Annotated in this window: 15 protein-coding genes; 8 read left to right on the top strand and 7 right to left on the bottom strand. The window is 36.4% G+C overall.

Annotated features, from left to right (window positions below; genetic code table 11):
- Positions 1-44: 44 nt before the first annotated feature.
- From BW951_RS10125 to BW951_RS10155, 7 genes are all read left to right on the top strand, one after another.
- Positions 45-263 carry a microviridin/marinostatin family tricyclic proteinase inhibitor gene (locus tag BW951_RS10125; RefSeq protein ID WP_076392376.1) on the top strand — a complete coding sequence of 73 codons (219 nt, stop codon included), beginning with the start codon at positions 45-47 and terminating at the stop codon, positions 261-263.
- 26 nt (positions 264-289) lie between these two features.
- Complete coding sequence (locus BW951_RS10130) at positions 290-508, top strand: microviridin/marinostatin family tricyclic proteinase inhibitor (protein ID WP_076392378.1); 219 nt, start codon at positions 290-292, stop codon at positions 506-508.
- Positions 509-595: 87 nt separating this feature from the next.
- Positions 596-1,552 carry an MvdC/MvdD family ATP grasp protein gene (locus BW951_RS10135; RefSeq protein WP_076392380.1) on the top strand — a complete coding sequence of 319 codons (957 nt, stop codon included), beginning with the start codon at positions 596-598 and terminating at the stop codon, positions 1,550-1,552.
- Complete coding sequence (locus BW951_RS10140) at positions 1,545-2,549, top strand: MvdD family ATP-grasp ribosomal peptide maturase (RefSeq protein ID WP_076392382.1); 1,005 nt, start codon at positions 1,545-1,547, stop codon at positions 2,547-2,549. The genes BW951_RS10135 and BW951_RS10140 overlap by 8 nt, the downstream gene beginning before the upstream one ends.
- Positions 2,550-2,757: 208 nt before the next feature.
- The gene (locus BW951_RS10145; RefSeq protein WP_076392384.1) at positions 2,758-3,771 is read left to right on the top strand and encodes an NAD-dependent epimerase/dehydratase family protein; all 1,014 of its coding nucleotides are present in this window, start codon (positions 2,758-2,760) and stop codon (positions 3,769-3,771) included.
- A complete protein-coding gene (locus BW951_RS10150; RefSeq protein WP_076392386.1) occupies positions 3,768-5,537 on the top strand; it encodes an AMP-dependent synthetase/ligase in 1,770 nt (589 codons plus the stop codon). Before BW951_RS10145 ends, BW951_RS10150 begins: the two co-directional genes overlap by 4 nt.
- 77 nt (positions 5,538-5,614) lie before the next feature.
- Positions 5,615-6,670, top strand: a complete 1,056-nt coding sequence (locus BW951_RS10155) for a diphosphomevalonate decarboxylase (RefSeq protein ID WP_076392388.1) — start codon at positions 5,615-5,617, stop codon at positions 6,668-6,670.
- A 57-nt stretch (positions 6,671-6,727) separates the two neighbouring features.
- On the opposite strand, the gene BW951_RS10160 is transcribed toward BW951_RS10155, so the two are convergent.
- The 7 genes from BW951_RS10160 to tsaE all read right to left on the bottom strand — a co-directional run bounded on the left by BW951_RS10160 (position 6,728) and on the right by tsaE (position 13,931).
- Complete coding sequence (locus tag BW951_RS10160) at positions 6,728-7,573, bottom strand: prephenate dehydrogenase (protein WP_076392390.1); 846 nt, start codon at positions 7,571-7,573, stop codon at positions 6,728-6,730.
- A 303-nt stretch (positions 7,574-7,876) separates the two neighbouring features.
- Complete coding sequence (locus BW951_RS10165) at positions 7,877-10,153, bottom strand: cation:proton antiporter (protein WP_076392392.1); 2,277 nt, start codon at positions 10,151-10,153, stop codon at positions 7,877-7,879.
- 94 nt (positions 10,154-10,247) lie between these two features.
- Positions 10,248-10,958 (bottom strand): LytR/AlgR family response regulator transcription factor, encoded by a 711-nt coding sequence (locus BW951_RS10170; RefSeq protein WP_076392394.1) that lies wholly within the window; start codon positions 10,956-10,958, stop codon positions 10,248-10,250.
- Entirely contained in the window at positions 10,936-11,706 is a 771-nt protein-coding gene (locus tag BW951_RS10175) for a histidine kinase (protein ID WP_084196407.1), read from the bottom strand. Before BW951_RS10175 ends, BW951_RS10170 begins: the two co-directional genes overlap by 23 nt.
- A 182-nt stretch (positions 11,707-11,888) precedes the next feature.
- A complete protein-coding gene (locus tag BW951_RS10180; protein WP_076392396.1) occupies positions 11,889-12,260 on the bottom strand; it encodes a hypothetical protein in 372 nt (123 codons plus the stop codon).
- Positions 12,260-13,453, bottom strand: coding sequence for an alanine dehydrogenase (locus BW951_RS10185; protein ID WP_076392398.1), 1,194 nt, complete (start codon positions 13,451-13,453; stop codon positions 12,260-12,262). The genes BW951_RS10180 and BW951_RS10185 overlap by 1 nt, the downstream gene beginning before the upstream one ends.
- A 70-nt stretch (positions 13,454-13,523) precedes the next feature.
- Positions 13,524-13,931 (bottom strand): tRNA (adenosine(37)-N6)-threonylcarbamoyltransferase complex ATPase subunit type 1 TsaE, encoded by a 408-nt coding sequence (gene tsaE / locus BW951_RS10190; RefSeq protein WP_076392400.1) that lies wholly within the window; start codon positions 13,929-13,931, stop codon positions 13,524-13,526.
- A 188-nt stretch (positions 13,932-14,119) separates the two neighbouring features.
- Here tsaE and dnaG point away from each other — a divergent pair, with 188 nt between their 5' ends.
- Positions 14,120-16,099, top strand: a complete 1,980-nt coding sequence (gene dnaG / locus BW951_RS10195) for a DNA primase (RefSeq protein ID WP_076392402.1) — start codon at positions 14,120-14,122, stop codon at positions 16,097-16,099.
- The last annotated feature ends 52 nt before the right edge of the window (positions 16,100-16,151 follow it).

Below are 16,151 nucleotides of genomic sequence, written 5' to 3' on the forward strand. Positions count from 1 at the left end.
TTTTTAATATTTTAGTCGAAGCTAAATCACTAAATATTAACATCATGGAAAATAAGAAAAACAAGAAGCCGTTCTTCGCATCATTTTTAGAAAAACAGATCGCAGAACCGGAAAAAATCAAAGGAGGATCTGAAACTGCTGCAACAGCTCCGTTAAAAGATAATGTTACAACAGCACTTCAGGACAGCGTTACAAAACCTTCCAATGATAATGTTACCATGAAATATCCTTCCGATGGCGATGAAGGCGGTAATGAAATCTAAAAACGAATAACCCAAAATAAACAACTATGAAAAACAAAGATTCAAAAAAGAAACCTTTCTTCGCTTCATTTTTAGAAAAACAATTACAGGATCCTGAAAAAATTAAAGGAGGAGGAGATGTAACTATTGCATCACAGGACAGCATTACAAAACCCGCTGTAGATACAGTGACCAAGCCGATCTATGATATGGCACAGACTATGAAATATCCGTCCGATGGTGATGATGATTCTCCATCAGTTTAATGGATTTTTATTATACAGATCACATTAAAAAATCATATTAAAAGGAAACTTACACTCTAAGTTTCCTTTTTTAATAAAAACCGGCAGATGATTCTTTGTATTACGCATTCTCAGGACTTTTACAATATTGATATCTTTTTTGAATATTTAAAATCTAAAAATATTCCTTATTTCAGGCTGAATTCAGATAAAATCAGTCATTATCAGAAAATCAGCATCAACGAAAACTTTTTTGAGTTAACCGATGAATTCGGAAATACCGTTAATTCAAACGAAATTAAAGCGGTGTGGCACAGAAAATCATGGGGAATTTCAGTTCCCGGAGAACTGCACGAAAACTACACAAAAACTTTCCTGAAAGAGTATGCAGCTCTCAGATACAATCTTTTCACTTTGCTGGAAGAAGTTCCGTGGATCAATCCATTTGAGAATGAAAACAAGATAGATGGCAATAAGATGCATCAATTGAGAATTGCCAAAAAAAACAACCTTACTATTCCTGAAACTATTTTTTCAAACGATTCAGAACAAATAACCGAGTTTTTCCATCAGAAATGCAGCGGAAAAATGGTGGCAAAACTTCATGGTGCGCTTTCAAAAACAATGAGCGGCGAAAATTTCCTTTCCACCAATATCATCGATGAAAATTCTCTCGAAAATATAGAAGACATAGAATATTGTCCCATGATTTTTCAGCCCTACATCGAAAAAGAATATGAACTGAGAATACTGTATCTCGAAGGAGAATTTTTTACCGGAAAAATCAATAACAGCGAAAATGCCGACTGGAGAATAGCCAACGAAAATTATTTTTGGTCAGAATACAGCTTACCCGAAAATATTAAAAACGCTCTCACTTCAATGATGAAAGAAATGGGACTGTACATCGGAGCAATCGACATGATAAAAAGCAAAGACGGAAACTATTACTTCCTTGAAGTAAATCCGCAGGGAGAATGGGGAATGCTGCAGAAAGAACTCAATTTTCCGATTGCGGAAAGAATTGCCGACAACCTTATAAAAAGAATGAAAACCAATGAATAAAATTTTAATAATTACCCATACAGGAGATAATTTTTCCATAGAAAAAGTAACGGAATACATTTCTGAAAACAATTGTGAAGTCATCCGTTTCGATGTCGATTTGTACCCTTTGCAAAATAAATTATCCACCCGTTTTGAAGACGGAAAATGGATCAGTATTCTGGAAACACCCGAAAAAAAACATCGTTTAGATGATATTTCCGCAGTCTGGTACAGAAGAGCCTACAACATCGGAAGCGGACTGAAGGAAGAACTGGATTCTAAATTTTACGGAGCCGCGATGGGAGAGGTCAGAACCACGCTTTTTGGTTTTTTAGAGTCTATTGATGTATATTCATTAGGAAAACCGAGTGTATACAGAAGACTGGACAGCAAAGAGGAACAGTTGAAAATAGCCCATAAAATAGGACTTCAGATTCCCGAATCCAGCCTTACCAACAATCCGGAAGAAGCGAAACAGTTTATTGTAAAACATAAAAATGTGGTTGCCAAAATGCAGACCGGATTTGCCATTTATGAAGACGGTGTTGAAAGTGTGGTCTTCACCAATGTGGTAAACGAAGATAAACTGGAGGAACTGGATACGCTTTTGTATTGTCCGATGCAGTTCCAGAAAAAAATTGAAAAGAAAAAAGAACTTAGAATTACCATTGTCGGAAGAGATGTTTATGCTTTCGAAATCGATTCTCAACAGTCGGAAGCCGCAAAAATAGACTGGCGAAAAGATGGTGTCAATCTCATTGATAAATGGATTCCTGCGGAACTTCCGACAGACATCGAAGCGAAGTTGCTGGAACTTTTAGACGTTTATCATATCGATTACGGAGCTATTGATATGATCGTTTCGCCCGAAGACGAATATTATTTCATTGAAATCAACTGTGCCGGAGAATTTTTCTGGCTCGATAATCTTACCGAAGGAAACCTTATTTCCAAAAGTATTGCCGATATCTTATGTGATAAAGCTCCAAGAAGAAACAATATGGTTTTGGTCTAAAATTCTTCTGACAAATGATAATACAGAAAACGGGCGAAAGTCCGTTTTTTTATTTCAAAACAATTTCACGATTTAATTAAAATCCGGGATTGCTAAAACTTTTGTCGTTTTATCCATTTAAAAAACAGAAAATCTCCCTTAAAAATCGCAAATTTGCATAACGTAGAATATTATCATAATTTAGTAAGCAATCAAGTAAAAAAAATTGATGGTTTTTGTAACGGGAGCAACCGGAATTTTAGGCAGAGTAATCGTTTTGGAACTTCTGAAAAAGGGAAAAAACGTTCGTGCCGCAAAAAGACCGACGAGCAATTTAAACGAAGTAAGGCATTCCTATACATTTTATACGGAAAATCCCGATGATTTCTTCAACAGAATTGAATGGGTTGATGTAGATTTTAATGATATGTATTCTCTTCAGGAAGCTTTGAAAGAGATGGATGAAGTATATCACTGCGCTGCAAAAGTAAGCTTTCATCCTCATGACGAAAAAGAAATGTATCGTACCAATATAAAAGGTACAGAAAATCTCCTGTACGCCTGCGAAGGCTCCGGTGTGAAGAAATTTCTTCACGTAAGCTCAATTGCTGTCCTTGATAATTTCAACGAAAAAGGAGAACTGGACGAAGAATCCGATTTCAATCCTAAACTGGATCATTCTGCATACGCACTTTCCAAACACCTTTCCGAAATGGAAGTGTGGAGAGCTTCAGCAGAAGGTTTAAACGTTGTTATTGTAAATCCCGGAATCATCATCGGAAGCGGAAACTGGGGAAACAGCAGTGGAGATGTTTTTCCTACCTTCGAAAAAAACAGCTTTACATTTTCTGGCGGATCTAGTTATGTGGATGTAAGAGATGTTGCAGAGATTTCCATAGAATTAATGGAAAAAAACATTTTCGGGGAACGTTTTATTGTAATTGCAGAAAACAGAAAATACGCAGAATTAGGAAAACAGATCAGATCTAAATTAAATTTAAAAGAAGCTAAAATTCTTTCAGACTTTCAGCTCAATATCGGAGTTTTGGCAAATACATTATTTGGCTGGTTTATTCCAGCTTTAAGAATGGCAACGAGATCCAATGTTAAATCAATTTCAGAAATGAACACCGTTTCCAACGAAAAAATAAAAAGCAGATTGAATTATCAGTTTATTCCTCTTTCGGAAAGTATTGATTTTCATTTAAATAATTATATCAACGATAAAAAGATAAAGCAATGAATCTTGCAGAGGCAATTATCTTAAAAAATACAGAAAAGCATCCCATAAAATCTGCCATCGGATTTAAAAAGAAAGATGCGGGCTGGAAAGAACTGAGCTGGAAAAAATTCGGCGAAATTGTGTATAAAACAGCCAATGCGCTTAAAAATGCAGGAATTCAGGAAAATGATAAAGTAGCCATTTATTCGGATAACTCTTCCGAATGGATGATTTTTGATCTCGCAGTATTAGCAATCGGAGCCATCACGGTTCCAATCTATTCCACCAATAATGCAGAACAGGCAGAATACATCATCAACGATTCGGAAGCGAAAGCAATTTTAGTGGGAGATCAGTCGCAGTACGATGCGTGTCTTGAAATTTTGAAGAAAGAAAGTACCAGTCTGCAAACGATTATCATTTCTAAAAAAGCAGTCTGGATCAAGAAAGAATTCAGCAGTTTTTATCTGGAGGATTTTATCGCTAAAAGTTCTCCCAAATTAGAATTCTGCAAGAAAGAATATGAAGATATTGCCACGCTTATCTACACTTCCGGAACTACAGGAACACCGAAAGGAGTCATGCTTACGCACGGAAATTTCATAAAAGCCTTTGATGCACATTTTGAATTTTTCAAGTTTAAAAACTTTGAAGAAGAGCTTTCTCTGGCATTTTTACCTTTAACCCACGTTTTCGAAAGAAGCTGGAGTTTATTATGTCTTTACGGAGGCGCAAGAGTGTATTTCCTCGAAGATCCGAAGAATATCGCCAATGCTTTGGAAGAGGTAAAACCGACCATGATGTGCGCAGTGCCGAGATTTTTCCAGAAAGTCTACGCCGGAGTGTTGGAAAAAGCAGACGAAGGTTCATCGCTGAAGAAAAAAATATTTAACTGGGCATTGGAAACCGGTTCGCAGACCGCAGAATTAAGAAGAAGAGAACAGCCGGTTCCGTTTGGATTAAAAATAAAAGAAAATATTGCCGAATCTTTGGTTTTTAGTAAAATTAAAGAAAAAATGGGCGGAAGATTGTGGTTTCTGCCTTGTGGCGGAGCTTCATTATCTCCTGAAGTGACGAAGTTTTTTGAATCGGTTGGAATTCATGTGACGGTTGGCTACGGTTTAACGGAAACTACAGCTACTTTAACCGCTTTTCCTTTGACGCATTTTGAACACGGAAGCTGCGGAAAACCTCTTCCGGGCGTGGAAATCCGAATCGGGGAGAACGACGAAATTCAGGCAAAAGGAAACGGAATCATGAAGGGGTATTACAAAAAGCCTGAAGAAACGCAGAAAGTTTTCACCGAAGACGGCTGGTTTAAAACCGGAGATGCAGGAACCATCGACAGCAAAGGAAATCTTACCATTACAGACCGATTGAAAGATCTCATGAAGACTTCCAACGGAAAATACATCGCGCCGCAGCAGATTGAAAATATCTTAACCAACAACAATTTCATTCAGCAGATTGTCCTGATTGCGGAAGGAAAACAGTTTGTTTCCGCGTTGGTTGTTCCGAACTTTGAATTTTTAAAAGAATATCTCAAAAAAAGTAATATTCCTTTCACCAATTGGGAGGAAATTGTAAAAAACGAAAAGATACACGATTTTTACAAAGACAAAATTAAAGAACTGCAAAGCCATTTATCCGATTACGAAAAAGTGAAAAAATTCACTTTGATGCCTTCGGAATTTGATATCAATACAGGAGAAATTACTCCGACATTGAAGGTAAAAAGAAATGTAGTGCTTAAAAAATATGCAGATCTTATTGAGAAGATGTATTAAATTTTTAAGGCTGAGTTGAAGATTGAGCTGTAACAACTATACATTAAGCCAGATCTCACCTTGCAAAAATTGAAATTATGACAACACAGGAATTTTTAGGAAAAAAAGATTTTACAATAAACAATCAGACGGTTTCAGAAAGCTGTCCTTCCAATATTGCCTTAATTAAATATTGGGGAAAATACGACAATCAGATTCCCGCCAATCCAAGCATCAGTTTTACTTTAAACCATTGTAAAACCAATACTTCGATGGAGTTTTCTGCCAATGAACCTTTTTCTGTGCAGACTTTTCTTGCCGGAAATGAAGAAGTGAAATTTGCCGAAAAAATTGAAAAATATTTCAGAAATATCGAACAGTATCTTCCATGGATTTTACAGGGTAAATACGTCATCAGAACCGAAAATACTTTTCCTCACAGCTCAGGAATTGCAAGTTCTGCTTCCGGTTTCGGAGCGATAGCTAAATGTTTAATGAATCTGGATGAAACATTTTCAGGAAAAACTTCGGATGAAGAATCTTTGAGAAAAGCCTCTTTTTTAGCAAGATTAGGAAGCGGAAGCGCCTGCCGAAGTCTTTACAACGGATTGGTTGTGTGGGGCGAATCTCAGGTAAAAGGAAGTTCTGATCTTTTTGCAGTACAATACCCAAACGATGAAATTCATGAAATTTTTAAAGATTTTAACGACTGGGTTTTACTCATTCATGAGGGTCAGAAAAGCGTTTCTTCCACTGTCGGTCATGGTTTGATGAATACCAATCCTTACGCAGACAGAAGATTTCAGGAAGCAAGGGAAAATTTCGGTCCCATGAAAGAAATTTTAGCCAATGGAGATTTGCAGAGTTTCATCAAACTAGTAGAACACGAAGCATTAACCCTTCATGCCATGATGATGATGAGCGATCCTGCATTTATTTTAATGAAAACAGAGACTTTGGAAGTAATCAATAAAATCTGGGATTTCAGAAGAGAAACCAATTTGCCGTTGTTTTTTACGTTAGACGCAGGAGCCAACGTTCACCTTCTGTTCCCGAACGAAGGTTCAGAAGAAAAAATAAAATCTTTCATCGAAACCGAACTGTTGCAGCATACGCAGAACAATGGAGTGGTGAAAGATGTGATGAAGTTTTAATTTGTGAAAAAATATAAGGGTTAAAGACATACTTAAAATCTTTAACCCTATTTTTATCTATTTATCTAAGATTCCCCTGATTTTATTCGCATTGGAAATCAGTTCTCCAAGATATTCGAAATTTTCTTTTTCCAAGGCTGCTTTAAACTTTCTTAACTGGGCAATATGTTCATTCAGAACATCCAGAACATTTTCTTTATTTTGTCTGAAAATCGGAACCCACATTTCAGGATGAGACTTTGCCAGACGAACAGTGCTGGAAAAACCGGAACTAGCCAATTGAAAAATAGTTTCTTCTTCTTTCTCCTTTTCTAAAACCGTATTTGCCAAAGCGTAAGAGGTGATGTGGGAAATATGCGAAATATAAGCGGTGTGAACATCATGATCTTCCGCATTCATGTAAATCAGATGCATATCAAGACTTTCTACAATTTTTTCAACCAGTTGTAAAGCATCTTCTGCAGATTCTTCCCTATCACAGATAACCCCTGCTTTTCCGGAGAAACTTTCTGAAACTGCCGATTTCGGGCCGTTGTTTTCCGTTCCCCACATCGGATGGAAAGCCACAAATCTGGCTCTTTTCGGATGGTTTTTTACCGCATTTACAATTCCTGCTTTGGTAGATCCTGCATCCATTACCGTCTGATGTTCTGAAATCAGGTCTAAAACATTCGGCAATAATTTTCTCGCGGCATCCACAGGAATGGAAAGAATGACCAGATCAGAGTTTTTAATTCCGTATTCCAGATCTACTTTTGCATCGATTATTTTGAGTTCTAATGCTTCATTAAGATGGTCATTGCTGTTATCAATACCGTAGATGAAATCGGCAATTCCCTTTTGTTTTAATTTTAAAGCCATTGAGCCACCGATTAATCCTACACCAATAATACTTATTTTCATCGTTTAAATTTTAAAATAAAAAACCCCGCCCAAGGACGAGGTTTTGTTTTATATATATGAAATCCTTATCCCAGATCTGAGTTAAAAATTCCGTAATAATATGTTCCGTTGTTTGTAATCACGAGACAAAGGTAAATAATTTTTTTTAATCAGGATTAAAAAGTGAATTATGAATTTCGTTTCGCGAGTCAAGTTTTTTACAGGTCAATTAACTTCGTTGCCAATTCGCTTTGCTGTCAATTTATTTCATTGTGAATTTAAGAATTTACAATCGCTTACGTACCAAAATTCACTATTTACAAATTAAGGATTACTGATAATCAACGTTGACGGAATATCCGATAACCATATGCTTTTCGTATCGATGAGGTTTTTCCAGCTTTTGCTGCTGATGAGCATTAAATCCTGCGAATTCAGAAATTCTTTCTCAATTTTTTTCTCATTGTATAAAGTGATGTGATTGGGCGCAACCTGTTCGATGCTTCGGATGAGTTCTTTCACTTCAATATTATTCCGGATCTGTCCTGCAACATCTAAGATAATAATCTGGGAATTGTTATTATTGATGAGTCTTTTGGCATATTCAAGCAGATAAAAATCACTTAAATTAAAAATCGGGACAAAAACTTTGTCTGCGGAAGTAAATTCTTTTTCCACCAGAATACCAACAGGAATCTGGGTTTTATCCAGAATCTGTAATGTAAAATCGTCAAAAGGCGAGTTGTTGAAAATATTTCCTTTTCCTTTTACCGTGTTTAAAAGTTTTTCCGGATTAATAATCTTTGTCGTGAAACCAAGCAGTCTTCCCAGTAAACTTCCTTCATACATGGATTTTCCGAGCATGATGAGAAGAAGATCATAATTTCCTTTGTTGGTAATATGCGTAAGATCGTTTTCAATATCATTGGAAGCTTTAAAAAGCGTTGTGACTTCAAGATTCAGATCGTTGGAAGTTTCTATTACATTTTTAAACTGCTCATTTTCGTATTCATTAATGTCGTAAGCGTGCATTTCGTTCACGGGAGCAATATTCATGGCGGCTATGCTTTTATTGCCGTTCATTTTATGGGTGAAATCATGAGCCAATTTCAGCAGTGTACTTCCGGATTCCGGATGATCAAAAGACAATAATACTCTGTATTTTGCATCATTTTCCGGAGATTCATCTTCATCTTTTTTAGATTTAAATAGAAAATTGATGAAATCCAGAGCAGGTCCCGTCATGAAAGTTGTAAAGAGTGCCATAATTACCATCATCGCAAATATCTGAGGACTTAAAACGCCCAGATCATAACCGATATTCAGGACAATAAGTTCCATTAAACCTCTGGTGTTCATCAAGGCTCCGATCGTTAAACTTTCTTTCCAGTTGATGCCTAAAAATCTTGCGGTTAAGGCACTTCCTGCAAATTTTCCGATCACTGCGGTTAAAATAATGAATCCTGCCGTAATCCAGAGATGACCGTCATTCAATAGCCCGATTTGGGTACGAAGTCCTGTAAATACAAAGAAAAGGGGCAGAAGAAGCACTAAAGCGACATCTTCTACTTTATCAATAAACAAAGTTCTGAATTTTGCATTTTCAGGCATAATCGCTCCTGCCATAAAAGCTCCGAAAAGCGCATGAATCCCAATAACTTCCGTAGCATAAGCCGAAAGAATTAAGGTTAAAAAGAAAATCGCAACCATGGGTTTGTTGATGGTGCTTTTTCCTGCCTGTAAGTCTCCGATTCTTTTTAGGAACGGTCTTACAATTTTAATCATGAAAAATACATAGGCAATTGCCATCAAAATTACATAGAGTGAACTTTCGAACGATCCTGCTTTTACGATAGCAATTACGGCTGCTAAAATACACCATGCCGTAATATCATCGGCTGCAGCACAGGTAATAACCACAGTTCCCAGTTTGGTTTTCTGAAGATTTCTTTCCTGAACGATTCTTGCCAAAACAGGAAAAGCGGTAATACTCATGGCAATAGCGATGAAAAGCGCGAATGAGGTAAACTGAATTCCTTCCGGTGCAAATTCTTTATAAATGAAATAAGACAGACCAATTCCCAAGGCAAAAGGGATAATAATGCTTGCATGACTAATCACGACTGCATCGTGTGCTTTTTTTCTTAAAACGCTTAAATCCAGTTCCATTCCTACAATGTACATGAAGAGGATAAGCCCTATCTGGCTTAAAAACTGCAGATTTCCTAAAGATTCTTTCGGGAAAAGAAACGCCGAAAATTCGGGGAAGTACATTCCTACGAGGGAAGGTCCCAGAACAATTCCCGCGATCATTTCACCGATCACGGAAGGCTGCTTGATCTTCATACAAATCCATCCGAAAAGTCTTGCAACAAGAATAATGGTAACGATTTGTGCCAGTAATAGAGCTAAAGGATGGTGAAGATTGGTTTTGAATGATTCTAAAAAGTTGTCCCAACTGGAACTGTTGTTTGTTTTTGTAATGATCTTTTCTCCGATTTCCAAAGTCTGCCCTTCAATGATGAAAAAGTACATCAGTGATGAAAAAACAATAATGGTGGAAATATAAAAGATGATATTTCTGTATTTTCCCCAATTCATGATTCCAAATTTTAGACAAAATTGCTAAGAAAATCGGAAAAAAAAGATGATTTTTAATCAAATGTAATGAAAAGAAAGAATTTTGCAGTGAAATCTAATGTCCCAATAAATCGGAAAGAGATTTCCTGTAGGTTTCCCCGATCTGAAGCTTTAAAAAGCGGTCATTTCCGAGAGAAACAGTAGTAATAATTTCGTTGGTGGAAAATATTTTAACAGCAGATAAAGCAACAACTTCTTTTTTATTGACCTGCGCAAAATCTTTTGCGGGAAGCATTTCCAGAAGGTTTTTGAAATTCAGGTTTTTTAAAACAATATTGGTTCCGTCCTTAAGAAGAATTTCTTTGTCCCGACTGTCGATTTCCGAAGTTTTGATGTAGGCGATCTGGTCCGTAAAAATTACGGTTTTGCCGATGTTGGTATTCCACTCGATAAAATCTTTTTTATTGGTCTTTTGGAGTAGTTCCGCTGCTTTTTCGAAAGCCTGGGTTAACCTTTCTTTTTTGATGGGTTTTCTTACATAATCCACAACATTCAGGTCGAAAGCTTCGGCTGCATATTCTTTGTAAGCGGTGGTAAAAATGATTTTTTTTGAGCCTGAAATGGCTTCTGCAACCTGCAATCCGTTTATTCCGGGCATTTCGATGTCTAAAATACAGACGTTGCAGTCGATGTTTTCAATTTCGTTCAGAAAAATTTTAGGATCATTAAATGCTTTTACAACTTCTACATTTTCAATCTGTTCGCATAGAAGTTTTAAATAGCTGATTGCCAGTAATTCATCATCAAGAATAACGCATTTTATCATAAAAATCTCCTAAATTGATTGTTAATTCTGCCGTGAAGATACCGTTTTTTGAACTTTTCTGAAGCGTGTAAAAATTATTGTAGATCATTTTCAGCCTTTGATCCAGAGACTGGCTTCCGAAGCCGCTTTTTTCCTTTTCGAGAACATTTTTCAGAGAAGCTTTATTGCTTACTTTCATCGTGAAAATTCTTTTTTCAAGTTCAAGCTGAATGGAAATAAAAGAGTCTGAAGCAAGGAAATCAGTGTGTTTAAAGGCATTTTCAATCAAATCTACCGAAAGAAGAGGGGCAAAAACTTTCTCTTCGTAAATTTCATCCGATTTATTGATTTTCGATTTAATTCTGAAATCAAAAAGCGGATTTACTTTAATTTTGTTGATCTCAATTAAACTTAAAGCAAAATTTAATTCTTCTTTCGGACTTACGAATTTGTTATTGCTTTCGTATAGAATATAGTCTAAAACATTCGCAAGTTTATCGAGCGACATATACGTCTGATAAGCATGAGACTGCACCGAATTCAGGATATTTTTAAATAAATGCGGATTCAGCTTTGTTCCGATGTGTTCAAGCTGTACTTCATTCAGTCTTTCCTGAATCATTTTATTGGCAGTCGAAAGCTTGGCATTTTTTACTTTAAATTTCTGATTTTGGCTGAATAAATAAATGCTTACCGTTAAAAAAAAGAAAACCGCAAATACTCCGATGAATATCCAATAATCATGAATCATGTAGTAATTGCCTTCCATGGATTGAAAATTTATTTACTTCTTTTATTTTCTATTTTAAACCAAACACTCGGTATTTGCGACATGTCATGCTGAGCTTGTGAAGCATCTTTATTTTTTATTTAAACGCAAAGTTTTAATAAAGATAATTCTAAATTTAAAAGAAGCAAAGGCATAAATGCTTCGCAAAGCAGACTGATAATTTATTTCAATTTCTTCAGAGAATTTACCGTTACGCTTTCCTCGCATTTTTCGAAAGTGATTTCGAAAGTTGGTTTTTCTTCAGGATAGGTGAGAAGATAATCAGGACAGGGTTTTTTCTGTGCGTGGCTTCTGTCGAAATCAATCTTTCCTTTGGTGATGATGCTGTCTTTCAGAAATTTTTCATCAACTTTTAATGTTGCCATTTCTGTTTTTGCTGTTTCAGAATATTTAAAATCTTTAGACAGGGTTTCTGCAATAACGCGGCTGTTGGGAAGATAACCGCTGCAGCTTGCGCCTTTTTTGTTTAAGATAAAAAATACAATAATACATCCCGGTACAAGACCGATTGCATAGAATTTCAGTTTTTTCATTAGAAAATTAAAAGATTGATATCGTGATAAGTAAGTCCGAAACGGTCGCAGATGATTTTCTTCGTGTGTCTGCCTTTGTACATATAAAGACTCTGTTTCATTTCGTTTTTGCGAACCAGCATATTTTCGAAGCCGCCTTCTTCATCGTAATTTAAAATATAGGAAAGGAAGAAATTGGAGATGGCTTTTGTTGTGGTTCTCGGCATTCTTGAAGTAAGGTTCGGAAGTCCGCAGTGGATTACGCCGTGCTTAATGATGTATGGATCTTCCATGGTGGTAAGTTCGGAAGTCTCGATTACTTTTCCGTTGTCGATGGTAATATCAATAATTACACTTCCTTTTTTCATTTTCATTACCATATCTTCGGTAACGATGGGTGTCATATTCAGTCTTGGAAGGGCTCCGATCACAACATCGGCTCTTCTTAACGCTTTTTTCAGCTCTTTCGGATCGATAATGGAAGTCGGAACTCTGCTGTCAACCAAAGTGTGAAGTCGTCTTAATTTTGAAAGGGAATTATCGAAAACTCTTACACTTGCGCCTAAACCGATGGCTGCTTTTGTGGCAAATTCTCCAACGATTCCTGCTCCCAAAATAACCACTTCAGCGGGTCTTACTCCTGTGATTCCACCCAACATTAAGCCGTTGGATAAAGCTAAAAGCTCGGAAGCATAAAGAATGGAAACCGTTCCTGCAATTTCGCCGACCAATCTTACTAAAGCTAATTGTTTGTATTCGTCTACAATGAATTCGAATGCTATGGCATTTACTTTTTTCTCTGCCAGTTTTAAGAAATAGTCTTTATCTCTCAAATTGATCTGGAGTGCCGATACAAGATAGGTATTCGGTCGCATATAATCGATTTCTTCGTCTGTAGGCGGATTGACTTTTAAAATTAAATCCTGCCCGAAAGCTTCTTTCGGATCGTTTGTAATTCTCGCTCCCGATTCAGAATATTGCAGATCTGTAAAGAACGAACCTTGTCCGGCTCCGGATTCTATGATTATTTCATGACCACTTTCTACCAAAACCTGCACCGCATCGGGCGTTATGCAAGCTCTTCTTTCATTCAGGGAAGTTTCCTTCGGAATTCCTATGCTGAATTGTTTTCCTTTTTTAATGACCTCCAGTTTTTCTTCTTTCGGCATCAGTTCCTCTTCGGTAAAAGGAGTAAAAATGTTTGTAGTACTCATCCTTTTAAATAATTAGGTTCTTACAGATCGTTATTTTACATTCAAATTCAGGAGCAAAGATACATAATATTTACTCGAATGAAATTTCTCTGTTTTCTCCGGTATTAATGATGCTCATTTCGTGGTATTTGAGACCGTAAAGATCTTCTTCATATACTTCCGGCCATTCGATAATGCAGAGAAATGAATGGTCTAAATATTCTTCCATTCCGATATCATACACTTCTTCAATGTTTTTTAAACGGTATAAATCGAAATGATATACTTTTCCTTTTGGGGTATTGTACTCATTGACAATAGAATAGGTGGGTGAGTTTACTTCGTCTGTACTTCCCATATTTTTAAGGAGAAACTGGGTGAAAGTTGTTTTTCCGGCGCCCAGATTTCCTTTTAAAAGTAAAATGTTATGCTCTAATTTTGAAATGACGGTTTCGGCAACATTCTGCCAGTCTTCCATATGTTGAATCGTGAATTGCATATTTTTAAAACAAAGATAATTAATTACGGTAAAAAATTCAGGTGTAAAATTAGATCAAATAATTGTATTTTCAATTTTTGAGGTCATTCAAATCAATTAAATTTATAAAACTTTTCAGGATAATTTTAAGATGTTTTTATACTAAATTTATACTGTTCTCTATAGATTTTTTTGTATATTTTTGCAGCATGATTTCCAAACAGACCATCGATAAGATTTTTTCTACAATCCGCGTTGAGGAGATTGTGGGAGAATATGTGCAGCTCAAAAGAGCAGGGTCTAATTTCAAGGGATTAAGTCCTTTTCATGACGAAAAAACACCGAGTTTCGTTGTTTCGGCAAGCAAACAGATCTGGAAAGATTTCTCTACCGGAAAAGGAGGGACAGCGATCTCTTTTTTAATGGAAATCGAAAATTTCACATATCCTGAAGCACTTCGCCACGCGGCAAAAAAATACGGAATTGAAATTGAAGAAGATCAGAAAGATTTTTCCGAAGAAGCAAAAAATGCACAGTCGGAAAGAGATTTATTGTACAAAATTCATGAAGTAGCGAACGATTTTTTTCAGAATTTTCTTTGGGAAGTGGAAGAGGGAAAATCAATCGGTCTTTCTTATTTTAAGGAGCGTGAACTTCGTGATGATATCATTAAAAAATTCCAGCTCGGCTATTCGCCTGAAAAAAAGAACGCTTTTACCGAATATGCTTTGGAAAAAGGCTATTCAAAAGAAATTCTTGAGAAATCAGGACTTTCGATTTTCCCTGAAAATTCTCCCGCAGGAATCGACCGCTTTCGTGAAAGAGTAATATTTCCGATCCACAGTTTTTCGGGCAGGGTTTTAGGTTTTGGAGCCAGAATTCTTAAAAATAACGTAAAGACAGCCAAATATCTCAACTCACCGGAAACGGAAATTTATCATAAATCCAATGTTCTTTATGGTTTAAACCAAAGCAAGCAGGCAATTTCGCGTAAGAATGTCTGTCTTTTGGTGGAAGGTTATATGGACGTTATTTCGCTTCACATGTCGGGAATCGAAAATGTGGTGGCAAGTTCCGGAACTTCTTTAACTACGGAGCAGATTAAGCTTATCAAAAGATTAACGGAGAATGTAACCATTCTTTTTGATGGGGATAATGCAGGAATTAAAGCCAGTTTCAGAAGTATTGATATGCTTCTGACGGAAGGAATGAATATTCGGGTGATGCTGTTTCCGGACGGAGACGATCCCGATTCTTTCGCCAGAAAACATCCGCAGGAATATGTGGAAAAATTCATCGAAAATGAAGCGATGGATTTTATTGATTTTAAAGCTGAAATTCTTTTCAAGGAAATTGGAGATGATCCGATTAAGAAAGCTGAAGCGATCAGAGACATTGTAAAGTCGGTTTCCTTTGTTCAGAATGCTTTGAAAAGGGAGGTTTACTTAAAGCAGGTTTCCACAAAATTCGGACTTTCTGAGCAGAGTCTGTTTAATGAGCTGGATGTTCAGAAGCAGATCACCCAAAATCAGACCCATAAAGCGCAGATTAAAACGGAAGCGCAACAACCTGCAAAGCTTGAAGTAGTAAGTGATTCGAGAGATTATATCGATCCGGTACTTTTTAATGTAACGAAACTTGAAAATGACCTTATCAATCATATGCTCAATTACGGAGATGTTGTTCTCCACAGAACCGCGCCGGATCAGCAGCAATATGATATTACGGTGATTGAAGAAATTCTTCACCATTTTGAAGAAGACGACTACGAATTTCAAGTGGAACTGAACAAACGAATCGTAGACTATATAAAAGAAGGAATTGAGAAAGAGGAACTCCGAAAAGGAAATTTCTTTTTCGGATTAATGGATGAAGAATTGAGCAAGGCAGCCGTTAATTCCATGAATATCTACAGTGAGCTGAACGACTGGACCACAAGAAATATTTTTTCGCCTAATTACGGCGATAAAATTCCGGAGCAGGTTGCAGGAGATATTCTGATTCATAAATTCAGATATGTTAATTTCCTGATATCAAAAGCAAAAGGAGAATTGGCAGAATATGCAGAATCCGATGAATCTAAATATTTTGAACAGCTTAAGAAAATTCAGATGCTCACAATGGTTTCAAAGGAATTGGCTAAAATTTTAAATTATTCTGCAATTACTGGTATTTATACTGACAGATAAGAGGAAATAATCTGTTAATTATTGAAACTTTATGACAAAAAGTCTTATAAAA

It is taken from the genome of Chryseobacterium gambrini, from assembly GCF_900156825.1.
Taxonomy (GTDB): domain Bacteria; phylum Bacteroidota; class Bacteroidia; order Flavobacteriales; family Weeksellaceae; genus Chryseobacterium; species Chryseobacterium gambrini.